The 16,948-nt window shown below is 58.4% G+C and carries 18 protein-coding genes; 9 read left to right on the top strand and 9 right to left on the bottom strand.

Features of this window, described 5'->3' with window-relative positions:
• Window positions 1-121: 121 nt before the first annotated feature.
• Window positions 122-490, top strand: a complete 369-nt coding sequence (locus ACQKPC_RS24120; protein ID WP_192345377.1) for a PilZ domain-containing protein — start codon at window positions 122-124, stop codon at window positions 488-490.
• Between the two features lie 129 nt (window positions 491-619).
• On the opposite strand, the gene radA is transcribed toward ACQKPC_RS24120, so the two are convergent.
• The 3 genes from radA to katB are packed head-to-tail and all read right to left on the bottom strand — an operon-like array spanning window position 620 to window position 4,186.
• Entirely contained in the window at window positions 620-1,987 is a 1,368-nt protein-coding gene (gene radA, locus ACQKPC_RS24115; protein ID WP_007937264.1) for a DNA repair protein RadA, read from the bottom strand.
• Window positions 1,988-2,032: 45 nt separating this feature from the next.
• A complete protein-coding gene (locus ACQKPC_RS24110) occupies window positions 2,033-2,587 on the bottom strand; it encodes an ankyrin repeat domain-containing protein (protein ID WP_427626792.1) in 555 nt (184 codons plus the stop codon).
• 57 nt (window positions 2,588-2,644) lie between these two features.
• Window positions 2,645-4,186, bottom strand: coding sequence for a catalase KatB (gene katB / locus ACQKPC_RS24105; protein WP_427626790.1), 1,542 nt, complete (start codon window positions 4,184-4,186; stop codon window positions 2,645-2,647).
• A gap of 285 nt (window positions 4,187-4,471) precedes the next feature.
• Here katB and mscL point away from each other — a divergent pair, with 285 nt between their 5' ends.
• Window positions 4,472-4,885, top strand: coding sequence for a large-conductance mechanosensitive channel protein MscL (gene mscL / locus ACQKPC_RS24100; protein WP_007895273.1), 414 nt, complete (start codon window positions 4,472-4,474; stop codon window positions 4,883-4,885).
• 44 nt (window positions 4,886-4,929) lie between these two features.
• On the opposite strand, the gene ACQKPC_RS24095 is transcribed toward mscL, so the two are convergent.
• Complete coding sequence (locus ACQKPC_RS24095) at window positions 4,930-5,706, bottom strand: ferredoxin--NADP reductase (RefSeq protein WP_063342462.1); 777 nt, start codon at window positions 5,704-5,706, stop codon at window positions 4,930-4,932.
• Between the two features lie 292 nt (window positions 5,707-5,998).
• Here ACQKPC_RS24095 and ACQKPC_RS24090 point away from each other — a divergent pair, with 292 nt between their 5' ends.
• Both ACQKPC_RS24090 and ACQKPC_RS24085 read left to right on the top strand, forming a co-directional pair.
• A complete protein-coding gene (locus ACQKPC_RS24090; RefSeq protein WP_427626788.1) occupies window positions 5,999-6,706 on the top strand; it encodes an autoinducer binding domain-containing protein in 708 nt (235 codons plus the stop codon).
• Between the two features lie 192 nt (window positions 6,707-6,898).
• Window positions 6,899-8,023, top strand: coding sequence for a methyltransferase (locus tag ACQKPC_RS24085; RefSeq protein WP_427626786.1), 1,125 nt, complete (start codon window positions 6,899-6,901; stop codon window positions 8,021-8,023).
• A 70-nt stretch (window positions 8,024-8,093) separates the two neighbouring features.
• On the opposite strand, the gene ACQKPC_RS24080 is transcribed toward ACQKPC_RS24085, so the two are convergent.
• The 3 genes from ACQKPC_RS24080 to ACQKPC_RS24070 are packed head-to-tail and all read right to left on the bottom strand — an operon-like array spanning window position 8,094 to window position 10,767.
• Window positions 8,094-8,261, bottom strand: coding sequence for a DUF2474 domain-containing protein (locus tag ACQKPC_RS24080; RefSeq protein WP_095054680.1), 168 nt, complete (start codon window positions 8,259-8,261; stop codon window positions 8,094-8,096).
• Between the two features lie 52 nt (window positions 8,262-8,313).
• Window positions 8,314-9,321 (bottom strand): cytochrome d ubiquinol oxidase subunit II, encoded by a 1,008-nt coding sequence (gene cydB / locus ACQKPC_RS24075; protein ID WP_007895284.1) that lies wholly within the window; start codon window positions 9,319-9,321, stop codon window positions 8,314-8,316.
• A 3-nt stretch (window positions 9,322-9,324) separates the two neighbouring features.
• Complete coding sequence (locus ACQKPC_RS24070; RefSeq protein WP_427626784.1) at window positions 9,325-10,767, bottom strand: cytochrome ubiquinol oxidase subunit I; 1,443 nt, start codon at window positions 10,765-10,767, stop codon at window positions 9,325-9,327.
• A 503-nt stretch (window positions 10,768-11,270) separates the two neighbouring features.
• Here ACQKPC_RS24070 and ACQKPC_RS24065 point away from each other — a divergent pair.
• From ACQKPC_RS24065 to ACQKPC_RS24055, 3 genes are all read left to right on the top strand, one after another.
• On the top strand, window positions 11,271-12,509 hold the full coding sequence (locus ACQKPC_RS24065; RefSeq protein WP_427626782.1) for an MFS transporter: 1,239 nt from the start codon (window positions 11,271-11,273) through the stop codon (window positions 12,507-12,509).
• Window positions 12,510-12,640: 131 nt separating this feature from the next.
• The gene (locus ACQKPC_RS24060) at window positions 12,641-12,919 is read left to right on the top strand and encodes a type II toxin-antitoxin system RelE/ParE family toxin (RefSeq protein ID WP_192345368.1); all 279 of its coding nucleotides are present in this window, start codon (window positions 12,641-12,643) and stop codon (window positions 12,917-12,919) included.
• Window positions 12,920-12,933: 14 nt separating this feature from the next.
• Window positions 12,934-13,221, top strand: a complete 288-nt coding sequence (locus tag ACQKPC_RS24055) for a HigA family addiction module antitoxin (protein WP_218398824.1) — start codon at window positions 12,934-12,936, stop codon at window positions 13,219-13,221.
• Between the two features lie 6 nt (window positions 13,222-13,227).
• On the opposite strand, the gene ACQKPC_RS24050 is transcribed toward ACQKPC_RS24055, so the two are convergent.
• A complete protein-coding gene (locus ACQKPC_RS24050; RefSeq protein ID WP_008070008.1) occupies window positions 13,228-13,779 on the bottom strand; it encodes a DJ-1 family glyoxalase III in 552 nt (183 codons plus the stop codon).
• Window positions 13,780-13,846: 67 nt separating this feature from the next.
• Entirely contained in the window at window positions 13,847-14,302 is a 456-nt protein-coding gene (locus tag ACQKPC_RS24045) for a DUF4879 domain-containing protein (protein ID WP_427626818.1), read from the bottom strand.
• 226 nt (window positions 14,303-14,528) lie between these two features.
• Between ACQKPC_RS24045 and ACQKPC_RS24040 the strand changes: the two genes are divergently transcribed.
• Both ACQKPC_RS24040 and trmA read left to right on the top strand, forming a co-directional pair.
• Window positions 14,529-15,824 (top strand): NCS2 family permease, encoded by a 1,296-nt coding sequence (locus tag ACQKPC_RS24040; protein ID WP_007895297.1) that lies wholly within the window; start codon window positions 14,529-14,531, stop codon window positions 15,822-15,824.
• A complete protein-coding gene (trmA, locus tag ACQKPC_RS24035) occupies window positions 15,821-16,900 on the top strand; it encodes a tRNA (uridine(54)-C5)-methyltransferase TrmA (protein WP_427626778.1) in 1,080 nt (359 codons plus the stop codon). Before ACQKPC_RS24040 ends, trmA begins: the two co-directional genes overlap by 4 nt.
• The last annotated feature ends 48 nt before the right edge of the window (window positions 16,901-16,948 follow it).

The raw sequence follows: 16,948 nt of genomic DNA, 5'->3' as shown, positions 1-16,948 counted from the left end.
ATCCGGAGTTTAGCGCTACTGACGGCAAAGGCCATACCCCGACATTGATCCAGAGCCTGTCTTTGCTGGCAGGCTTTAACCATGCGGGTCTATAGTCAGCGGACATTCAGAGGATTGCGCCATGAGTGACCACCCTGCTGATCGCCGCCGCTTCAAACGTTTTGCGTTCGATGCCCGAACCGAGCTGAGCCAAGGGGAATTCATCTGGCCGGTGAAGTTGATCGACCTGTCGCTCAAGGGGTTGCTTATCGAGAAGCCCGAGCCGTGGCTGGGTAATCCAGACTGGCATTTCCTGGTTGATATTCATCTTAACGAAGAGATCGAGATCAAGATGGATGTGATGCTGACCCACGATGACCATGGTCAACTCGGGTTTGTCTGCAAACACATCAGCCTGGAATCGATTGAACGCCTGCGGCGGTTGATCGAGTTCAACCTGGGCGATCCGCAAGAGCTTGAGCGTGAGTTGGGCGCCCTGATCGAAATCTGAAGGCCAATCCCATACCCATGTGGGAGCGAGCCTGCTCGCGAATGCGGTCTGACATTCAACATTTAAGTCGACTGACACACCGCTATCGCGAGCAGGCTCGCTCCCACAGGTTTTGTATCGATCTGAAAGTTATTCGAACAACGCGTCCAATGCCTGTTCCAGGCGCGTCACGGCAATAATCTGCAACCCCGGCGGCGCCTCTTTCGGCGCGTTGCCCTTGGGCACGATGGCGCGCTTGAAGCCGTGCTTGGCCGCCTCTTTCAAGCGTTCCTGACCACTCGGCACCGGGCGCACTTCACCCGACAAGCCGACTTCGCCGAACACCAGCAGATCATGGGGCAGCGGCCGGTTGCGCAAACTGGACATGACCGCTGCCATCAGGGCCAAGTCAGATGCTGTTTCCAGCACCTTCACCCCGCCGACCACGTTGAGGAACACGTCCTGGTCGTGAGTCGGGATGCCGCCGTGGCGGTGCAAAACCGCCAACAACATGGCCAGGCGATTCTGGTCCAGACCGAGCGTCACCCGGCGGGGGTTGGCCAGATGGCTGTCGTCCACCAACGCCTGGACTTCCACCAGCATCGGCCGGGTGCCTTCCCACGTTGCCATGACCACGCTACCCGGGACTTCTTCCTGGGCCCGGGTCAGAAAAATCGCCGAGGGGTTGGAGACTTCCTTCAGGCCTTTGTCGGTCATGCCAAACACGCCCAATTCGTTGACCGCGCCGAAACGGTTTTTCACTGCCCGCAAAAGACGCAGGCGCCCGTCGGATTCGCCTTCGAAATACAGAACGGTGTCGACCATGTGCTCCAGCACTCGGGGACCGGCCAGCGCGCCTTCTTTGGTGACATGGCCCACGAGGAAAATCGCCGTGCCGCTTTGTTTGGCGTAACGCACCAGCAATGCTGCACTTTCGCGCACCTGGGAAACGCCCCCCGGCGCCGATTGCAGTTGCTCGGTGAAAATCGTCTGGATCGAGTCGATCACCATCACCTTGGGCTTTTCCTGCCGGGCCGTGGCGATGATGGTTTCGATGCAGGTTTCGGTCATCACCCGCAGCTGATCCTGAGGCAAGCCCAAGCGCCGGGCGCGCATGGCCACTTGTTGCTGAGACTCTTCGCCGGTGACATACAGTGCCGGCATGCTCTTGGCGAGGTTGCACAAGGTTTGCAACAAAATGGTCGACTTGCCGATACCCGGATCACCACCGATCAACACCACCGAGCCATCCACCAGGCCGCCGCCCAGAACGCGATCCAGCTCGCTGGACGCCGTGGAGAAACGCGGAATCTCTTCGACGCTGACTTCGGCCAGGGTTTTGATCTGCGCCTGCTGGCCGGTCCAACCGGTGCGCCCGCTGGGGGCTGCGGCGCCGCCACTCTCGACCATGGTTTCGGTCAGCGTGTTCCAGGCCCCGCATTCGCCGCACTGGCCGGCCCACTTGGGGAAGGTTGAGCCGCACTCGGTGCAGCCGTACATGCGCTTGGCCTTGGCCATCTGAACTCCCGGCAAAAACCGCGATGATAGCTCAGCTCGCGCGGATCAGCGCGGCGGCGCCGTACGGATTTCACCGCTGGCCAGACGCGCGGCGCTGTTGCCCAGCGGATCTTCGGCGTTCATATCCGCCCCTTTGGCCTTGAGGGCGTCCAGCAACTCAACGCGCTTGAACAACCCGGCGTACATCGCGGCAGTCTGTCCCGCGCCGTTGCGGTGGTCGGGGTTGCACTGGGCGGCCAGCAGCGTTCTGGCAATCTGCACTTCGCCTTTGAAAATCGCGCCCATCAATGCCGTATTGCCACGTTGATCCTGGGCACAGGCGTCCGCCCCGGCAGCGAGCAAACGCTCCACTGCAGCGCTCTGGCCATGATAGGCGGCCAGAATCAGTGCGGTGTAACCCTTGCTGTCGCGGGTATCGAGGGAATAGCCGGCCTCGATGAAGGTATCGAGCATCGGCACATCACCGCGTCGAGCGGCATCAAAGTAGTAATCCTGTAATTGGGTCTTCAGCGCCTGAGGGCTCTTCGAGGCTTGCACGTCCGGCCCGGCGAACACACTGAGCGACCAGCACGCCAGAAACACAGAAAGATAAAAACGCATGGCGCAACTCCTTGATCAGACGGGACCTCGCATGAGGCCCCGTTTCAGGCAGATGGATCAGTCGACCAGTTTGGCCGCCAGCGCCTTGACCCGAGCCAGATCACCCTTGGCTACTTTGGCCACGCCGGTCCCGTATTCCGGGTCGGCCTTGTACAGGAAGGACAGGATGATGTGCTTGCTCTCGTCATCGGTGGTGGCCAGTGAGCCACCGAAGCTGTCGATCAAGTCCTGACGTTCCTTCTGGTTGAACGAGCGGTACAGATCGCCGGCCTGCTTGAAGTTCTGCTCACGCTGAATCTTCGCCTGCTGCGTGCTGCCCGACAGGGTCGACTGGCTGTAACGCGCGGTTGGAGGTTCTTCACGCGACACCAAACGACTTGGCTGGTAATTTACGCCGGTGCTGTTGGCGCCGATGTTCATTGCGCCATCCTGATTACCGTTGTTCACGGCGACTTTGGGTGCGTTGATCGGCAACTGCAGAGCGTTGGCCCCCAGACGATACAGTTGAGTATCGGCATACGAGAACACTCGCCCTTGCAATAAGCGATCTTCCGAAGGTTCGATACCCGGAACTAAATTGGCCGGGGCCATGGCCACTTGTTCAGTTTCCTGGAAAACATTCGCCGGATTACGGTTCAACACCATTTGTCCAACTTTTCGTTCCGGCACACCTGGCCAAATTTTGGTCGCGTCCAATGGATCGAAATCAAACTTGGACAAGTCTTGTGGATTTAGAACCTGGATGTACAAGTCCCATTTAGGAAAGTTGCCCTTGTTAATATTGGCGACCAAGTCGTTAGTCATATGACTGTAGTCTTGACCTTGAACACCCGTCACTTCTTTAGGGTCGAGATTCTTTAACCCCTGCAGACTTTTCCAATGGAATTTTACATAGTGCACATCGCCTTTGGCGTTCACTAACTTGTAGGCATGTACACCGTTACCGTCCATCTCCCGATAACTGGCCGGCGTACCGGAGTTGGAATACAACTCGGTCAGGGTACGAGTGGCTTCTGGAACATGGGAGAAAAAGTCGAAACGACGGGAATCGTCATCAAGGTTGGTACGCGGATCCGGCTTGAAGGCATGAACCATGTCTGGAAACTTGATCGCGTCACGGATGAAGAAGGTCGGAAAATTGTTGCCGACCAGGTCCCAGTTGCCGTCTGCGGTGTAGAACTTGGTGGCGAACCCCCGCGGATCACGCAAGGTTTCCGGCGAATGGTTGCCATGGACCACAGCGGAGAAACGCACAAACACCGGCGTGCTCTGGCCGCCGGCGAACACCTTGGCCTTGGTCAGGTCACTGAGGTCGTCGGTGACGGTGAACGTGCCATGGGCGCCAGTGCCACGGGCATGCACCACGCGTTCGGGAATGCGTTCACGGTCAAAACGCTGGAGTTTCTGGATCAGTTGCACGTCTTGCAGCAGCACTGGCCCGGTCGCGCCGGCGGTTTGCGAGTTCTGGTTGTCGCCGACGGCGGCACCGTTATCGCGGGTCAAGGTCGCAGCATTGACGCAGAAGGACAGCAGGCTGGCGGTCAGAACGCCAAGGGTACGAGGGAAGGGAAAAGCCCCGAGGCCAAGGGGAGTTGTCATGGAAGTTTCCTCTGGTTTTATAAGGCGCATCCAGGTGCGCCCCACAGAGGCTAGTGACCCAAAGGCCAAAACATAAATAGAAATCCCGCACCGAGCCGATAGCGAAAAGGTTCTGGAATACCCGGTCTAGAGCGGTTAGTCGCGCGCGAATGGTGGCACTTTGTAAACTAATTGCCGGAAGATGTGTCGATAAGAGCGAGCATTGTAAGGCGGTGTTTCGAGCGCCAGCCGTTTTGCTGATTTACACTGCGTTCACCAACCTCATCTGTAACAAGGAAATAACCTATGGGCGTGATAAGTGAGTTCAAGGCCTTCGCGGTCAAAGGTAATGTGGTCGACATGGCCGTGGGTATCATCATCGGCGCCGCCTTCGGCAAAATCGTTTCGTCGTTTGTCGGCGACGTGGTGATGCCACCCATAGGTTTGCTGATCGGTGGGGTGGACTTCAGTGACCTGGCCATTACGCTCAAGGCTGCCAACGGTGATGTCCCGGCGGTGATGCTGGCCTACGGTAAGTTCATCCAGAGCTTGATCGATTTTATCATCGTCGCCTTCGCGATCTTCATGGGCGTCAAGGCTATCAACCGTCTGAAACGCGAAGAGGCCGTGGCGCCAACCCTGCCGCCGGTTCCGACCAAGGAAGAAGAGCTGCTGGAAGAGATTCGCGATCTGCTCAAGGCTCAGAACAATCAGCCCTGATGACTGATTGCCCCAAGAAACGGCGCCTTCAGGGCGCCGTTTGTTTACCAGTAGTTTTCCACTGCCACCTGGCCGGGTCGTCGACTGAGGCTCAGGTGCATGTCCCGTTGTTTGAGCAACTTGCGCGTGTCATCGATCATCTGTGGATTACCGCAGAGCATCACCCGCGAATGCTCGGCTGTCAGCGCTACACCGGCCGTCCGCTCTAGCTCGCCACTTTCCATGAGTGTCGTGATCCGTCCATTCAGGGCCCCAGGATGCTGCTCGCGGGTGACGGTGGCAATGAACTGCAGCTTGTGCGCGTACTCAGCCAGATAATCGCGCTGTGCCAGCCCTGCAATCAGCTCCTGGTACGCCAGCTCCCGCGCTTCGCGCACGCTGTAGACCAGGAGGATTCGTTCGAATTTCTCCCACACCTCGAAGTCCTGCAGGATCGACAGAAACGGCGCCAGCCCCGTGCCTGTGGATAACAACCAGAGGTCACGGCCATCGACGAAGCGATCCAGCGTCAGATAGCCAAAGGCCTGCCGGTCGACGAGCAGCGTATCGCCGACTTCCAGCCGGCTCAGTTCACTGGTGAACTCCCCTCCCGGTACGACAATGGAGAAAAACTCCAGGAACTCGTCATAGGGGGACGAGACCATGGAATAAGCCCGCCAAACCGTACTGCCGTCGGCCTTGGTCACGCCCAGCCGGGCGAATTGCCCTGCGCGAAAACGAAAGCCAGAATCCCGGGTGGTTCGCAGGGTAAACAGGTTTGGAGTCAACGGCTGGACGTCGAGCAGTGTCTGGCGTGTGAATTTCTCTGCACTGGCAGTCATTGGGTCGCTCCATTCAACAGATAACGCCAGTGTCCCGCAAAGCAGAAGGTATAAACACCGGTGATTTGTAATGGCTTTTGCCTCACCTCACCAAACAGTAGAAATACAAATATGATATGCAGTTGATTCCTGTTGATCCGTTAGTAAGCTAAGAACTGGTTTATGCAGTTGCATATTTTTTTTAAGAGCAAAAAAATCCACCACACATGTAGGAATTCTCCTACAATCGTGACGTGCCGGATATCGGATCCAATCAGCACCAACGACAGTAAGGCCGCAATGGAGCTACCCAATGAAAGTGTGGAAGGAGTCACAGTTAACGCAGCTTTCTTACGCTCAGAAAATAGAGACCGCGTACGAGATTTCTCTCAGTCTTGTTAAAAATCTTGGCTTTAATTTCTGTGCATTTTCAATAACATCCCAAGTAAGGGGGATACGCCGCCATACGATCAATCTGAATAATTATCCCACCGAATGGAACACAAAATATGAACAAGAGCACTTCAGTGAAGTCGACCCGATACTAGCCCATTGCAATCATTCCGAATTACCGATTCTTTGGCAGGAAGAAATCTTCTGCAAGACACCAACACTGCGGCAAGCACAAAAACAGCAAGGGTTGCGCTATGGCTGGTCCCAATCCGTTCATGATGAGAACGGGCTTTGCAGCATGCTGAGCCTGGCCAGAAGCCATTGTCCGATTACGACGCATGATCTGTATAAAAATCTGGGCTACGCGTTGTTCATTAGCCGTCACTTGCATGGGCTTGTGGCGAAAGAACTGCCTGCGCCCTCAAAACCAGGCACAGTGCATTTATCATCCCGGGAAATCGAGGTGTTGAAATACTCAGCCGATGGCAAGACGGCAGACGAGGTCGCGATCATCCTCAACCTCAGTCCAAGCACGGTACAGTTCCATATACGCGGCGCCATCCGAAAATTCGGCGTAAACAATAAAATTGCGGCAGTGATCAGAGCCGCGAAAGTGGGCGTCATCTGAATCTGTTTTGAATCCGGTAATCCCCGCGAGTAATCCAAGCGAAAAAACCGTACCATCTGTGATCCAGTCCTGAGTGATGCCGTGTGAAATTCCACGACGTAGTCCACTCGGAATGGCTCGCCCGTTATAAGCCTCTGCGCGGCGGGCCACTCGTTGATTATCCTCCGCTGATTACCCAGAGCCCCCCGTCTCATGCCTCTGCTCGAAACCCCCTTCGCTCAACTCGATCTGATCCGCCAGCCAGAACAGCCGAACGAACCGTTGCAAGCCTTTGATGCCGCAGACGAATACCTGCTCACTCATCTGGCCGGGCAACAACCGGCAGCCGATACCCGCGTGCTGGTGCTCAACGACAGCTTCGGCGCTTTGGCCGCCAGCCTGGCGGGCAAGGTTCGGGTGACCAGCAGCGGCGATTCGTTTCTGGCGTTTCAGGGGCTGGAAAAGAACCTGATACGCAATGGCCAGACGTTTGATGCAGTGCCGAAGGTGCCTGCCAGCGAAATATTCGTCGGGCCGTTTGACCGGGTATTGATCCGGGTACCGAAAACCCTGGCCCTGCTGGAAGAGCAACTGATCCGGCTACAAGGGCAACTGGCTCCTGGCGCTCAAGTGATTGCTGCCGCGATGGTGAAGCATTTGCCACGCGCTGCGGGCGATCTGCTGGAGCGCTATATCGGCCCGGTGCAAGCCTCGTTGGCCGTCAAGAAGGCTCGGCTGCTGATCGCCACGCCCCAAGACAAAGCGCCCGCGACCTCCCCCTACCCGACCCGCTATCGACTCGACGCCCCTGCGATCGAACTGCTCAATCACGCCAATGTGTTCTGCCGCGAAGGGCTGGATATCGGCACGCGGGCCTTTTTGCCGCACTTGCCAAAGAACCTCGGCGCAGCACGGGTTGCCGATCTGGGGTGTGGCAACGGCGTGCTGGCGATTACCAGTGCCCTGCAAAACCCTGAGGCGCACTACACGCTGGTGGACGAATCGTTCATGGCGGTGCAATCGGCCGCTGAAAACTGGCGCGCGGCGCTGGGCGATCGTGACGTGATCGTGCGGGCCGGCGATGGTCTGGCAGAGCAGGAACCTCAATCCCTGGACGTGGTGCTGTGCAATCCGCCGTTTCACCAACAGCAAGTGGTCGGCGATTTCCTGGCCTGGCGGATGTTCCAGCAGGCGCGTGAATCGTTGGTGGTGGGCGGCGCGCTGTACATAGTCGGCAACCGTCACCTGGGTTATCACAGCAAGCTGGCGCGGTTGTTCCGCGGCGTCGAGCAAGTCGCGGCCACACCCAAGTTCGTGATTCTCAAAGCACGCAAATAATCACGGACAAAAAAACCCTCCATCGCAGGAGGGTTATAAATCCGTGCCGTAAGGCAACGGGATGGGAAGTTCAGTGGGTACTCAGGCCCGCGGCATTCATGAACATCCGCATTAGCGTGGCCACGATGAACAGTGCCACGACGCTGCCGGTCCAGATCATCGCCAGCCAGCCGAGTCGCTGCCAGAGCGGCTTTTTCTCGGCAGCTTCGATTTCCTGCAAATCAGGTTTTCCAGCCATCATCGCTTTCTCCTCTGCAACGGCGCAGGTATCAATCCTGCGCCGTAGTCGGCTAGTGGTAACCATCTTCGTGGGTGACCTTGCCGCGGAATACGTAGTAGCTCCAGAAGGTGTAACCCAGGATGAACGGGATGATGAACAGCGTGCCCACCAGCATGAAGCCCTGGCTTTGCGGCGGTGCGGCGGCGTCCCAGATCGAGATCGACGGCGGCACGATGTTCGGCCACAGGCTGATACCCAGACCGCTATAGCCGAGGAAGATCAGCACCAGGGTCAGCAGGAATGGCGTGTAGTGCGCATTGCGGGCCACCGCGCGAATCAGACCGTACAGGGTCACCAGCACCAGAATTGGCACCGGCAAGAACCAGAACAGGTTTGGCAGGGTAAACCAGCGGGCGGCGATCTCGGCATGGGCCAATGGCGTCCAGATGCTGACAATGCCAATCACCGCCAGCAACACGAAGGCCAACGGGCGCGCCAGATCATGCATCTGCTCCTGCAGCTTGCCTTCGGTCTTCATGATCAGCCACGTGCAACCGAGCAGCGCATAAGCCACCACCAACGCCGCACCGCAGAACATCGTGAACGGTGTCAGCCAGTCGAGTGAACCGCCGGCGAACTGACGGTTGACCACCGGCAGCCCATCGATGAACGCACCCAATGCCACGCCCTGGAAGAACGTTGCGGCGATCGAGCCACCGATGAAGGCCTTGTCCCAGAGGTGACGCTTGTCATCCTTGGCCTTGAAGCGGAACTCGAAGGCCACACCGCGGAAAATCAACCCGATCAGCATAAAAATCAGCGGCAGGTACAGCGCCGAGAGCACCACCGAATAGGCCAGCGGGAAAGCGCCGAACAATGCCGCGCCACCCAATACCAACCAGGTTTCGTTGCCGTCCCAGACCGGAGCGACGGTGTTCATCATGACGTCACGATCGCTTTTGCCCTTGATGAACGGGAAGAGAATGCCGATTCCCAGGTCGAAGCCGTCCATGACCACATACATCATGATGCCGAAGATGATGATCACGGCCCAGATCAGCGGAAGATCAATACCCATGATTCAAATCTCCTTGGTCAGGCTGGGGCTGTTATCAGCTTCGGTGCCATCGTCATCGGCTGCGGACAGCGGACGGGCTGGTGTGCGTTTCTGGCCAGGACCGCCTTCGTTGGTTTCCTTGCCTTCGTCGATCTTCGGCCCTTTGCGCACCAGGCGCATCATGTAGCCAAGACCGGCACCGAACAGTGCGAAATACACCACAACGAACATGATCAAGGTGATGCTCATCTGCACGAAGCTGTGCCCGGAGGACGCATCCGCCGTGCGCATCAACCCATAAACCACCCACGGCTGACGGCCAATTTCAGTGGTGAACCAGCCGGCGAGGATCGCGATCAGGCCGGACGGCCCCATCCACAGCGCCAGGTACAAGAATGGACGTGAGGTATACAGCTTGTCGCGCTTGCGCAGCCACAGGCTCCACATACCGGTGAAGATCATCAGCATGCCCAGACCGACCATGATCCGGAACGACCAGAACACGATGGTCGAATTCGGCCGGTCTTCAGGCGGGAATTCCTTGAGCGCAGGGACCTGTTTGTCCAGGGTGTGGGTCAGGATCAGGCTGCCGAGGTACGGAATTTCTACCGCGAATTTGGTCTTCTCGGCTTTCATGTCCGGCCAGCCGAACAGAATCAGCGGCGTCGGTTCGTCGCCGTGGTTTTCCCAGTGGCCTTCGATCGCAGCGATTTTCGCCGGCTGATGCTTGAGGGTATTGAGGCCATGGAAGTCACCGATAACCGCCTGAATCGGGGCAACGATCAGTGCCATCCACATCGCCATCGAGAGCATGGTGCGGATGGCCGGGTTGTCCTTGCCGCGCAGCAAGTGCCAGGCCGCCGACGAGCCTACGAAGAACGCGGTCGCAACGAACGCCGCCGTGGCCATGTGCATCAGGCGGTAGGGGAACGACGGGTTGAAGATAATCGCCAGCCAGTCCACTGGAATGACCTGGCCGTTGACGATCTCGTAGCCTTGCGGGGTCTGCATCCAGCTGTTGGAGGCCAGAATCCAGAAGGTAGAAATAAGGGTGCCGATGGCCACCATGACGGTAGCGAAGAAGTGCAGCTTGCGCCCGACCTTGTTCCAGCCGAACAGCATGACGCCGAGGAAACCGGCTTCGAGGAAGAAGGCGGTGAGCACTTCATAGGTCAGCAACGGCCCGGTCACCGAACCGGCGAAGTCCGAGAAACGGCTCCAGTTGGTGCCGAACTGATAGGCCATGACCAAACCGGAAACTACGCCCATGCCGAAGTTGACGGCAAAGATCTTCGACCAGAAATGGTACAGATCGCGGTAAGTGTCGTTGTGCGTTTTCAGCCACAGGCCTTCGAGCACCGCCAGGTAACTCGCCAGGCCAATCGTGATGGCCGGGAACAGGATGTGAAACGAAATGGTGAATGCGAACTGAATCCGGGCGAGATCAAGTGCCTCCAAACCGAACATAAGTCTTCCTCTGTCAGGTAATACCGGCTGAAGGCTTGCGGCCTACACCCACTGCCCCCACGGATATGGAGTGTGGCGAATTCGAATTCGTTCTTTTTGTACCATCATCACAAACGTAGGGAGTCTGGCCATCTGGCCGCCGGATCAATTCCACGAAGGGTGTTGATCTGGATCAAGCAACGTTGAAAGAGTAGTCGCATTTTTGCCGATGGACGGTGTGGTCTATTGCCGCGTGACAGGTTGCCTCATGGGGTTGGTCATGCATTGCAATACATTTTTAGATGGGTGAACTAACTGTGGCGAGGGGGCTTGCCCCCGTTCGGCTGCGCAGCAGTCGTAAAGGTCTGGGGCCGCTTCGCAGCCCAACGGGGGCAAGCCCCCTCGCCACAGGGATTTCATGCTCTATAGATCGGTGTTTAGCTAACTAAATTTCCCCACCCCGCAACTTCCGGTTACAGGTTGGTGATAATCTCGCCCTTCCCCTTGCCCAGACCTGCCTTCAGATGCCCAACCAAGCGCCCCTGCTGTTACGTCATCATCGCCCGTTTATCGCGTTCTGGCTGGCTCGGGTATTTACCGCCAGCGGTTTTCAGATGCTCACGGTGGCAATCGGCTGGAATCTGTATCAACTGACGGGCAATGTGCTCGATCTGGGCCTGGTGGGGTTGGTGGAATTTGCCCCTCGCGTGTTGTTCATGCTGCACACAGGGCATGTCGCGGACCGCTATGACCGGCGCAAGGTCGCGGCGATCTGTCAGTTCTTGCAAGCGCTGATCGCCCTGTCGCTGGCCATCGGCAGCGCGACCGACCAGGTCACCCGGGAGATGATCTTCATCCTTGCGTTCCTGCTCGGCGCCGCCCGGTCTTTCGAAATGCCGACGACTCAGGCCTTGCTGCCGAGCATCGTGCCCAGCGCGTTATTCCCCCGCGCCGTTGCCGCTGCGCAGTCTGCGCAACAATCGGCCACCATCGTCGCCCCGGCCCTCGGCGGTTTGCTCTACGCCTTCGGCAGCGTCTGGGTGTATGGCCCGACAGTGATCCTTTACCTCATCGCCTGTGCGTTGATGCTCAACCTTCCGGCCCGGCAGACACCGCTGAACAAGGGCAAGGCCACCCTGGATTCGCTGCTGGCGGGTATCCGCTTCATTCGCAGTCGCCCGGACATTCTCGGGGCGATTTCCCTGGATCTGTTTGCCGTCCTGCTGGGCGGCGCGACCGCGTTGCTGCCGGTGTTCGCCAAAGACATTCTGCTGACTGGCCCGTGGGGGCTGGGCCTGCTGCGTTCGGCCCCTGCAGTCGGTGCGCTGCTGATGTCGCTGTTTCTGGCGCGATTTGCCGTAGAGCGAAACGTCGGGCGGGTGATGTTCACGGCCGTGGGTGTATTCGGCGTGGCGACCATCGCTTTCGGCCTGTCGACTTCGTTCTGGTTCTCTCTCGCCGTGCTGGTGGTATTGGGCGCAGCGGACATGATCAGCATGGTGATCCGCGCCTCATTCGTGCAACTGGAAACCCCGGACGAGATGCGCGGCCGGGTCAGCGCTGTGAATGGCTTGTTCATCGGCGCTTCGAATCAGCTCGGCGAGTTCGAATCCGGCTTGACGGCACACTGGTTCGGCACGGTGCCGGCAGTGGTCATGGGCGGTATCGGTACGCTGATGGTGACCGGGGCCTGGATCAAACTGTTCCCGACCCTGGCCAACCGCGACCGAATGCATGTGCCTGTGGAAGAAGTCAGGGCCTGATGTAGCTCAGGATACGGAAGTCCCCTACCTGCTTCCAAAAGACTGGAAATCAGCACAAAGCATAAATTCTCCGACCAAGTGCAATACATAGATAGTGCATCAAGTGTAATGTATCGCCTTACACTTCGAGCATGATCAAATCCTTTCAGCACAAAGGCCTTCGTGGCTTCTACGAAACCGGTTCGACTCGTGGGATTCGAGCAGATCATGCGAAACGTCTGGCTCGCATGCTGCAGTTCATGGATCGCGCAGTGGCCCCCGACGACCTCGACCTTCCGGGATGGCGATTACATCCGCTCAAGGGCGATCTGATCGAATATTGGTCACTCAGCATTTCGGGGAACTGGCGGGTTATTTTTCGTTTTATTGGTTCGGATATCGAACTGGTCGACTATCTGGATTACCACTGACAGGAGGCAGGACCATGCCCATGCACAACCCGCCACACCCTGGCGAAACACTCTTGATGGATGTATTGCCCGAGCTTGGTGTCAGCGTCACCGAACTGGCCAGGCACCTTGGATTCGCCCGCCCGCATCTTTCGCGAGTGCTGCACGGCCATGCGCCCATCAGTCCGGACCTGGCGGTACGTCTGGAGCGGGCTGGAATCGGTAAGGCCCGGATGTGGTTAGGGGTTCAGATCGACTACGATCTCTGGCAAGCGGAGCAGCGTGAGCAACCCTTCATCGAACCGATTGCTATCCACGCCTGACATTCACTAGACCACCAACTCCCCCGCCACCGTCGACCGCGTGGCTTTGCCGCAGAGTTGCTCCACCAGCGTCAGCGCAAACTCCAACGCGGCGCCCGAGCCCTGAGCAGTGATGCAGTTGCCATCGACCACCACCGGTTGATCGATGAAGTTGCAACCCGACAGTTGATTGCTGACCGTGGGCAGGCAAGTCATGCGCCGCTGGCGCAAAACGCCAAAGGTTTGCAGCGCCAGTGCCGGAGATTCGGCAATACCGGCGAACAGGCGCCCGGCGGCGGCCTGGTCCTTGATCAATTGTTGCAAGGGTTGGTGGGCCGCCAAATGCTGCGCCCCTACGGCACCGCCAGGCAGCACGATCAAGTCGAAGGGTTGGGCGAGCAAATCCACCAACATCGCATCGGCGGTCAAGCGGGTGCCGCGAGCGCAGGTGAGCATGCGCCGTGCCTCGATGCTGGCCACCACCACTTCAACCTTGGCGCGGCGCAGCACATCGATCAGGGTCACGGTTTGCAGATCGTCGATGCCCTCGGCGAGGGTAATCAGGGCTCTAAAGGTCATGGGCGCGGTCCACAGGATAATCTTTAAAGCGTAGTCAGCTTTCCTGACCCTTGTTCGAGGCCAGCCGTTACTTGATGTAAAGCTGCGTCGACATCGTGTTGCCGGGAGCATTGATCGAGGTGTTGCTGAACGTGAAGGTGCCGTCCTGCTTGCCTGCCAGGTTGAAGATGTACAGATAGCCGACGGTTTTTTTCCCGGCGGAGCACTCGGTCAGGTTGCCGGTATCAAAAGCACAGACAGGGGTGCGGGTGCCGTCCACCTCGAAACCGTCCAGTGCGACATGGGCTGCACGGCCGTAGCCGACCTCCAGCACATACACCTTGATGTTTGGCCCTTTGTGGTCGCAACGGGTTTGCGCCTGGCCGTCCGCAATACTTTCAAATCCACAGGATGGCGATTCGACCTTGAGCACCTTCACCTGGCTCAACGGTTGAGCCATGGCTGCAGAGGCTGTTTGCGCTCCGATGAAACAGCTGAGCAGCAATCCAAATGCCGCAATCACACGCTTATTAATGCAATACATATCTACCCCCTCCCTCCCCCAAAAAAACAGCGCGCAGTATGGCGCAGTTCCCTTTTGTGCAAAACATCGACGACGATCGCAGCCATAAGCAGCCATAGCCCCACGCTGCTGGTATGATGCGCGGCTTTTTCCGACCCACAGAAAATACCCAGGCGCCTGCAGCGGCCTGTGCTTTGCTGTTGAGGTCGATACATTCACGGCGCCGGGCGCGCCACGGGGAGCAGACATGCTGGAAAGGCTGTTTCAACTCAAGGCACACAACACCAACGTGCGGACCGAGATTCTGGCGGGCGTTACGACTTTTTTGGCCATGGCCTACATTCTGTTCGTCAACCCGAGCATCCTCGGCGAGACCGGCATGGACAAAGGTGCGGTGTTTGTCGCCACCTGTCTGGCAGCCGCCATCGGCTCGGCGACCATGGGCCTGATCGCCAACTACCCGATCGCCCTCGCGCCGGGCATGGGCCTGAATGCCTTCTTCACCTACACCGTGGTCCTGCACATGGGCCACACCTGGCAAGTGGCGTTGGGCGCGGTGTTCATCTCGGCGGTGATGTTTTTCCTGCTGTCGATCTTCCGCATCCGTGAATGGATCATCAACAGCATCCCGCTGGCGCTACGCTCGGCGATTGCCGCCGGTATCGGCCTGTTCCTGGCCCTGATCGCCCTGCACAACGCCGGCATCGTGGTCAGCAACCCGGCGACCATGGTCGGCCTCGGCGATCTGAAGCAACCGGCACCGATTCTCGCGACCCTTGGTTTTGCCCTGATCGTTGCCCTCGAAGCCCTGAAAGTGCGCGGTGCTGTGCTGATCGGCATTCTGTCGGTGACCATTGTCTCCATCCTGTTGGGCTTCACCCCGTTCGGTGGCGTGATGTCGATGCCGCCGTCGCTGGCGCCGACCTTCCTGCAACTGGACATCAAAGGCGCTCTGGACATCGGTCTGGTCAGCGTGATCTTCGCCTTCCTGTTCGTCGACCTGTTCGACAACTCCGGCACCCTGATCGGCGTCGCCAAGCGCGCCGGCCTGATGGGCAAGGACGGCCACATGCCGAAAATGGGCCGCGCCCTGATCGCCGACAGCACCGCAGCCATGGCCGGTTCCTTGCTGGGCACCTCGACCACCACCAGTTACATCGAATCCGCAGCCGGCGTGAGTGCCGGTGGCCGCACCGGCCTGACCGCCATCGTGGTCGCTATTCTGTTCCTGCTGGCGCTGTTCTTCTCGCCATTGGCGGCCAGCGTTCCAGCCTTCGCCACCGCACCTGCGTTGCTGTTCGTCGCCGTACTGATGACATCCGGCCTGGCGGAAATAGACTGGGACGACATCACCGTCGCCGCACCGGTCGTGGTCACAGCCCTGGCCATGCCATTCACTTATTCCATCGCCAACGGCATCGCCTTCGGTTTCATCTCCTGGACAGCCATCAAGTTGCTGTCCGGTCGCGGCCGTGAGTTGAATTCGGCGCTGGTGATTCTGTCGATTCTGTTCGTGATCAAGTTGGGTTGGTTCAACGCATGACTTTTGATTCCCAGGCCTACGCCGTTCAGCTCGAAGAAAAGGTCACGCGCCTGCGTGATCTGCTGGCTCCGTTCGATGCACCCGAACCTGCGGTGTTCGATTCGCCGCTGAAAAACTTTCGCCTGCGTGCCGAGTTCCGCCTGTGGCGCGAAGCCGGTGAGCGCCACTACGCAATGTTTTCCCAGGAAGACAAACGCACGCCGATCCTGATCGAAGAATTCCCGATCGCAAGCCTGCGCATCAACCAGTTGATGCCGCAACTCAAGGCGGCGTGGCAAGCGAGTGCGGCCCTGAGCCACAAGTTGTTTCAGGTGGAGTTCCTCACCACCCTGGCTGGCGATGCGATGATCACCCTGTGCTATCACCGCCCGCTGGACGAGCACTGGCACGCAGCGGCGTCGAAACTGGCAGCCGACCTGAATGTCAGCATCATCGGTCGCTCGAAAGGCAAACGCGAAGTGATCGGTCACGATTACGTGGTCGAGAAACTCGAAGTAGGCAGCCGCACCTTCAGCTATCGCCAGCCGGAAGGCGCGTTCACCCAACCCAACGGCACGGTGAACCAGAAGATGCTCAACTGGGCGTATGACGCCCTCGGCGATCGCTCCGACGATTTGCTGGAGCTGTATTGCGGTAACGGCAACTTCACCCTGCCGCTTGCGACCCGCGTGCGCAAAGTGCTGGCCACCGAAATCAGCAAGACCTCGGTCAATGCAGCGCTCAGCAACCTGAGCGAAAACGCAGTGGATAACGTCACGCTGGTGCGTTTGTCTGCCGAAGAACTGACCGAAGCACTGAACGAAGTTCGTCCGTTCCGCCGCCTGCACGGCATCGACCTCAAGAGCTACGAATTCGGTAGCGTGTTCGTCGACCCGCCCCGCGCCGGCATGGACCCGGACACTTGCGAACTGACCCGACGCTTCGACAATATCCTCTACATTTCCTGCAACCCGGAAACCCTCGCGGCAAACATCGCCCAACTGCACGACACCCACCGCATTACCCAATGCGCGATGTTCGACCAGTTTCCGTGGACCCATCACATGGAATCCGGGGTGTTGTTGACCCGTCGTTGATCGCAGCCTCCATATACAAATCAGCCGTCCACTGGACGGCTTTTTTGT

This window comes from Pseudomonas sp. NPDC089918 (genome assembly GCF_050280605.1).
Lineage (GTDB): Bacteria > Pseudomonadota > Gammaproteobacteria > Pseudomonadales > Pseudomonadaceae > Aquipseudomonas.
This window is presented reverse-complemented; position numbering and strand designations above follow the sequence as displayed.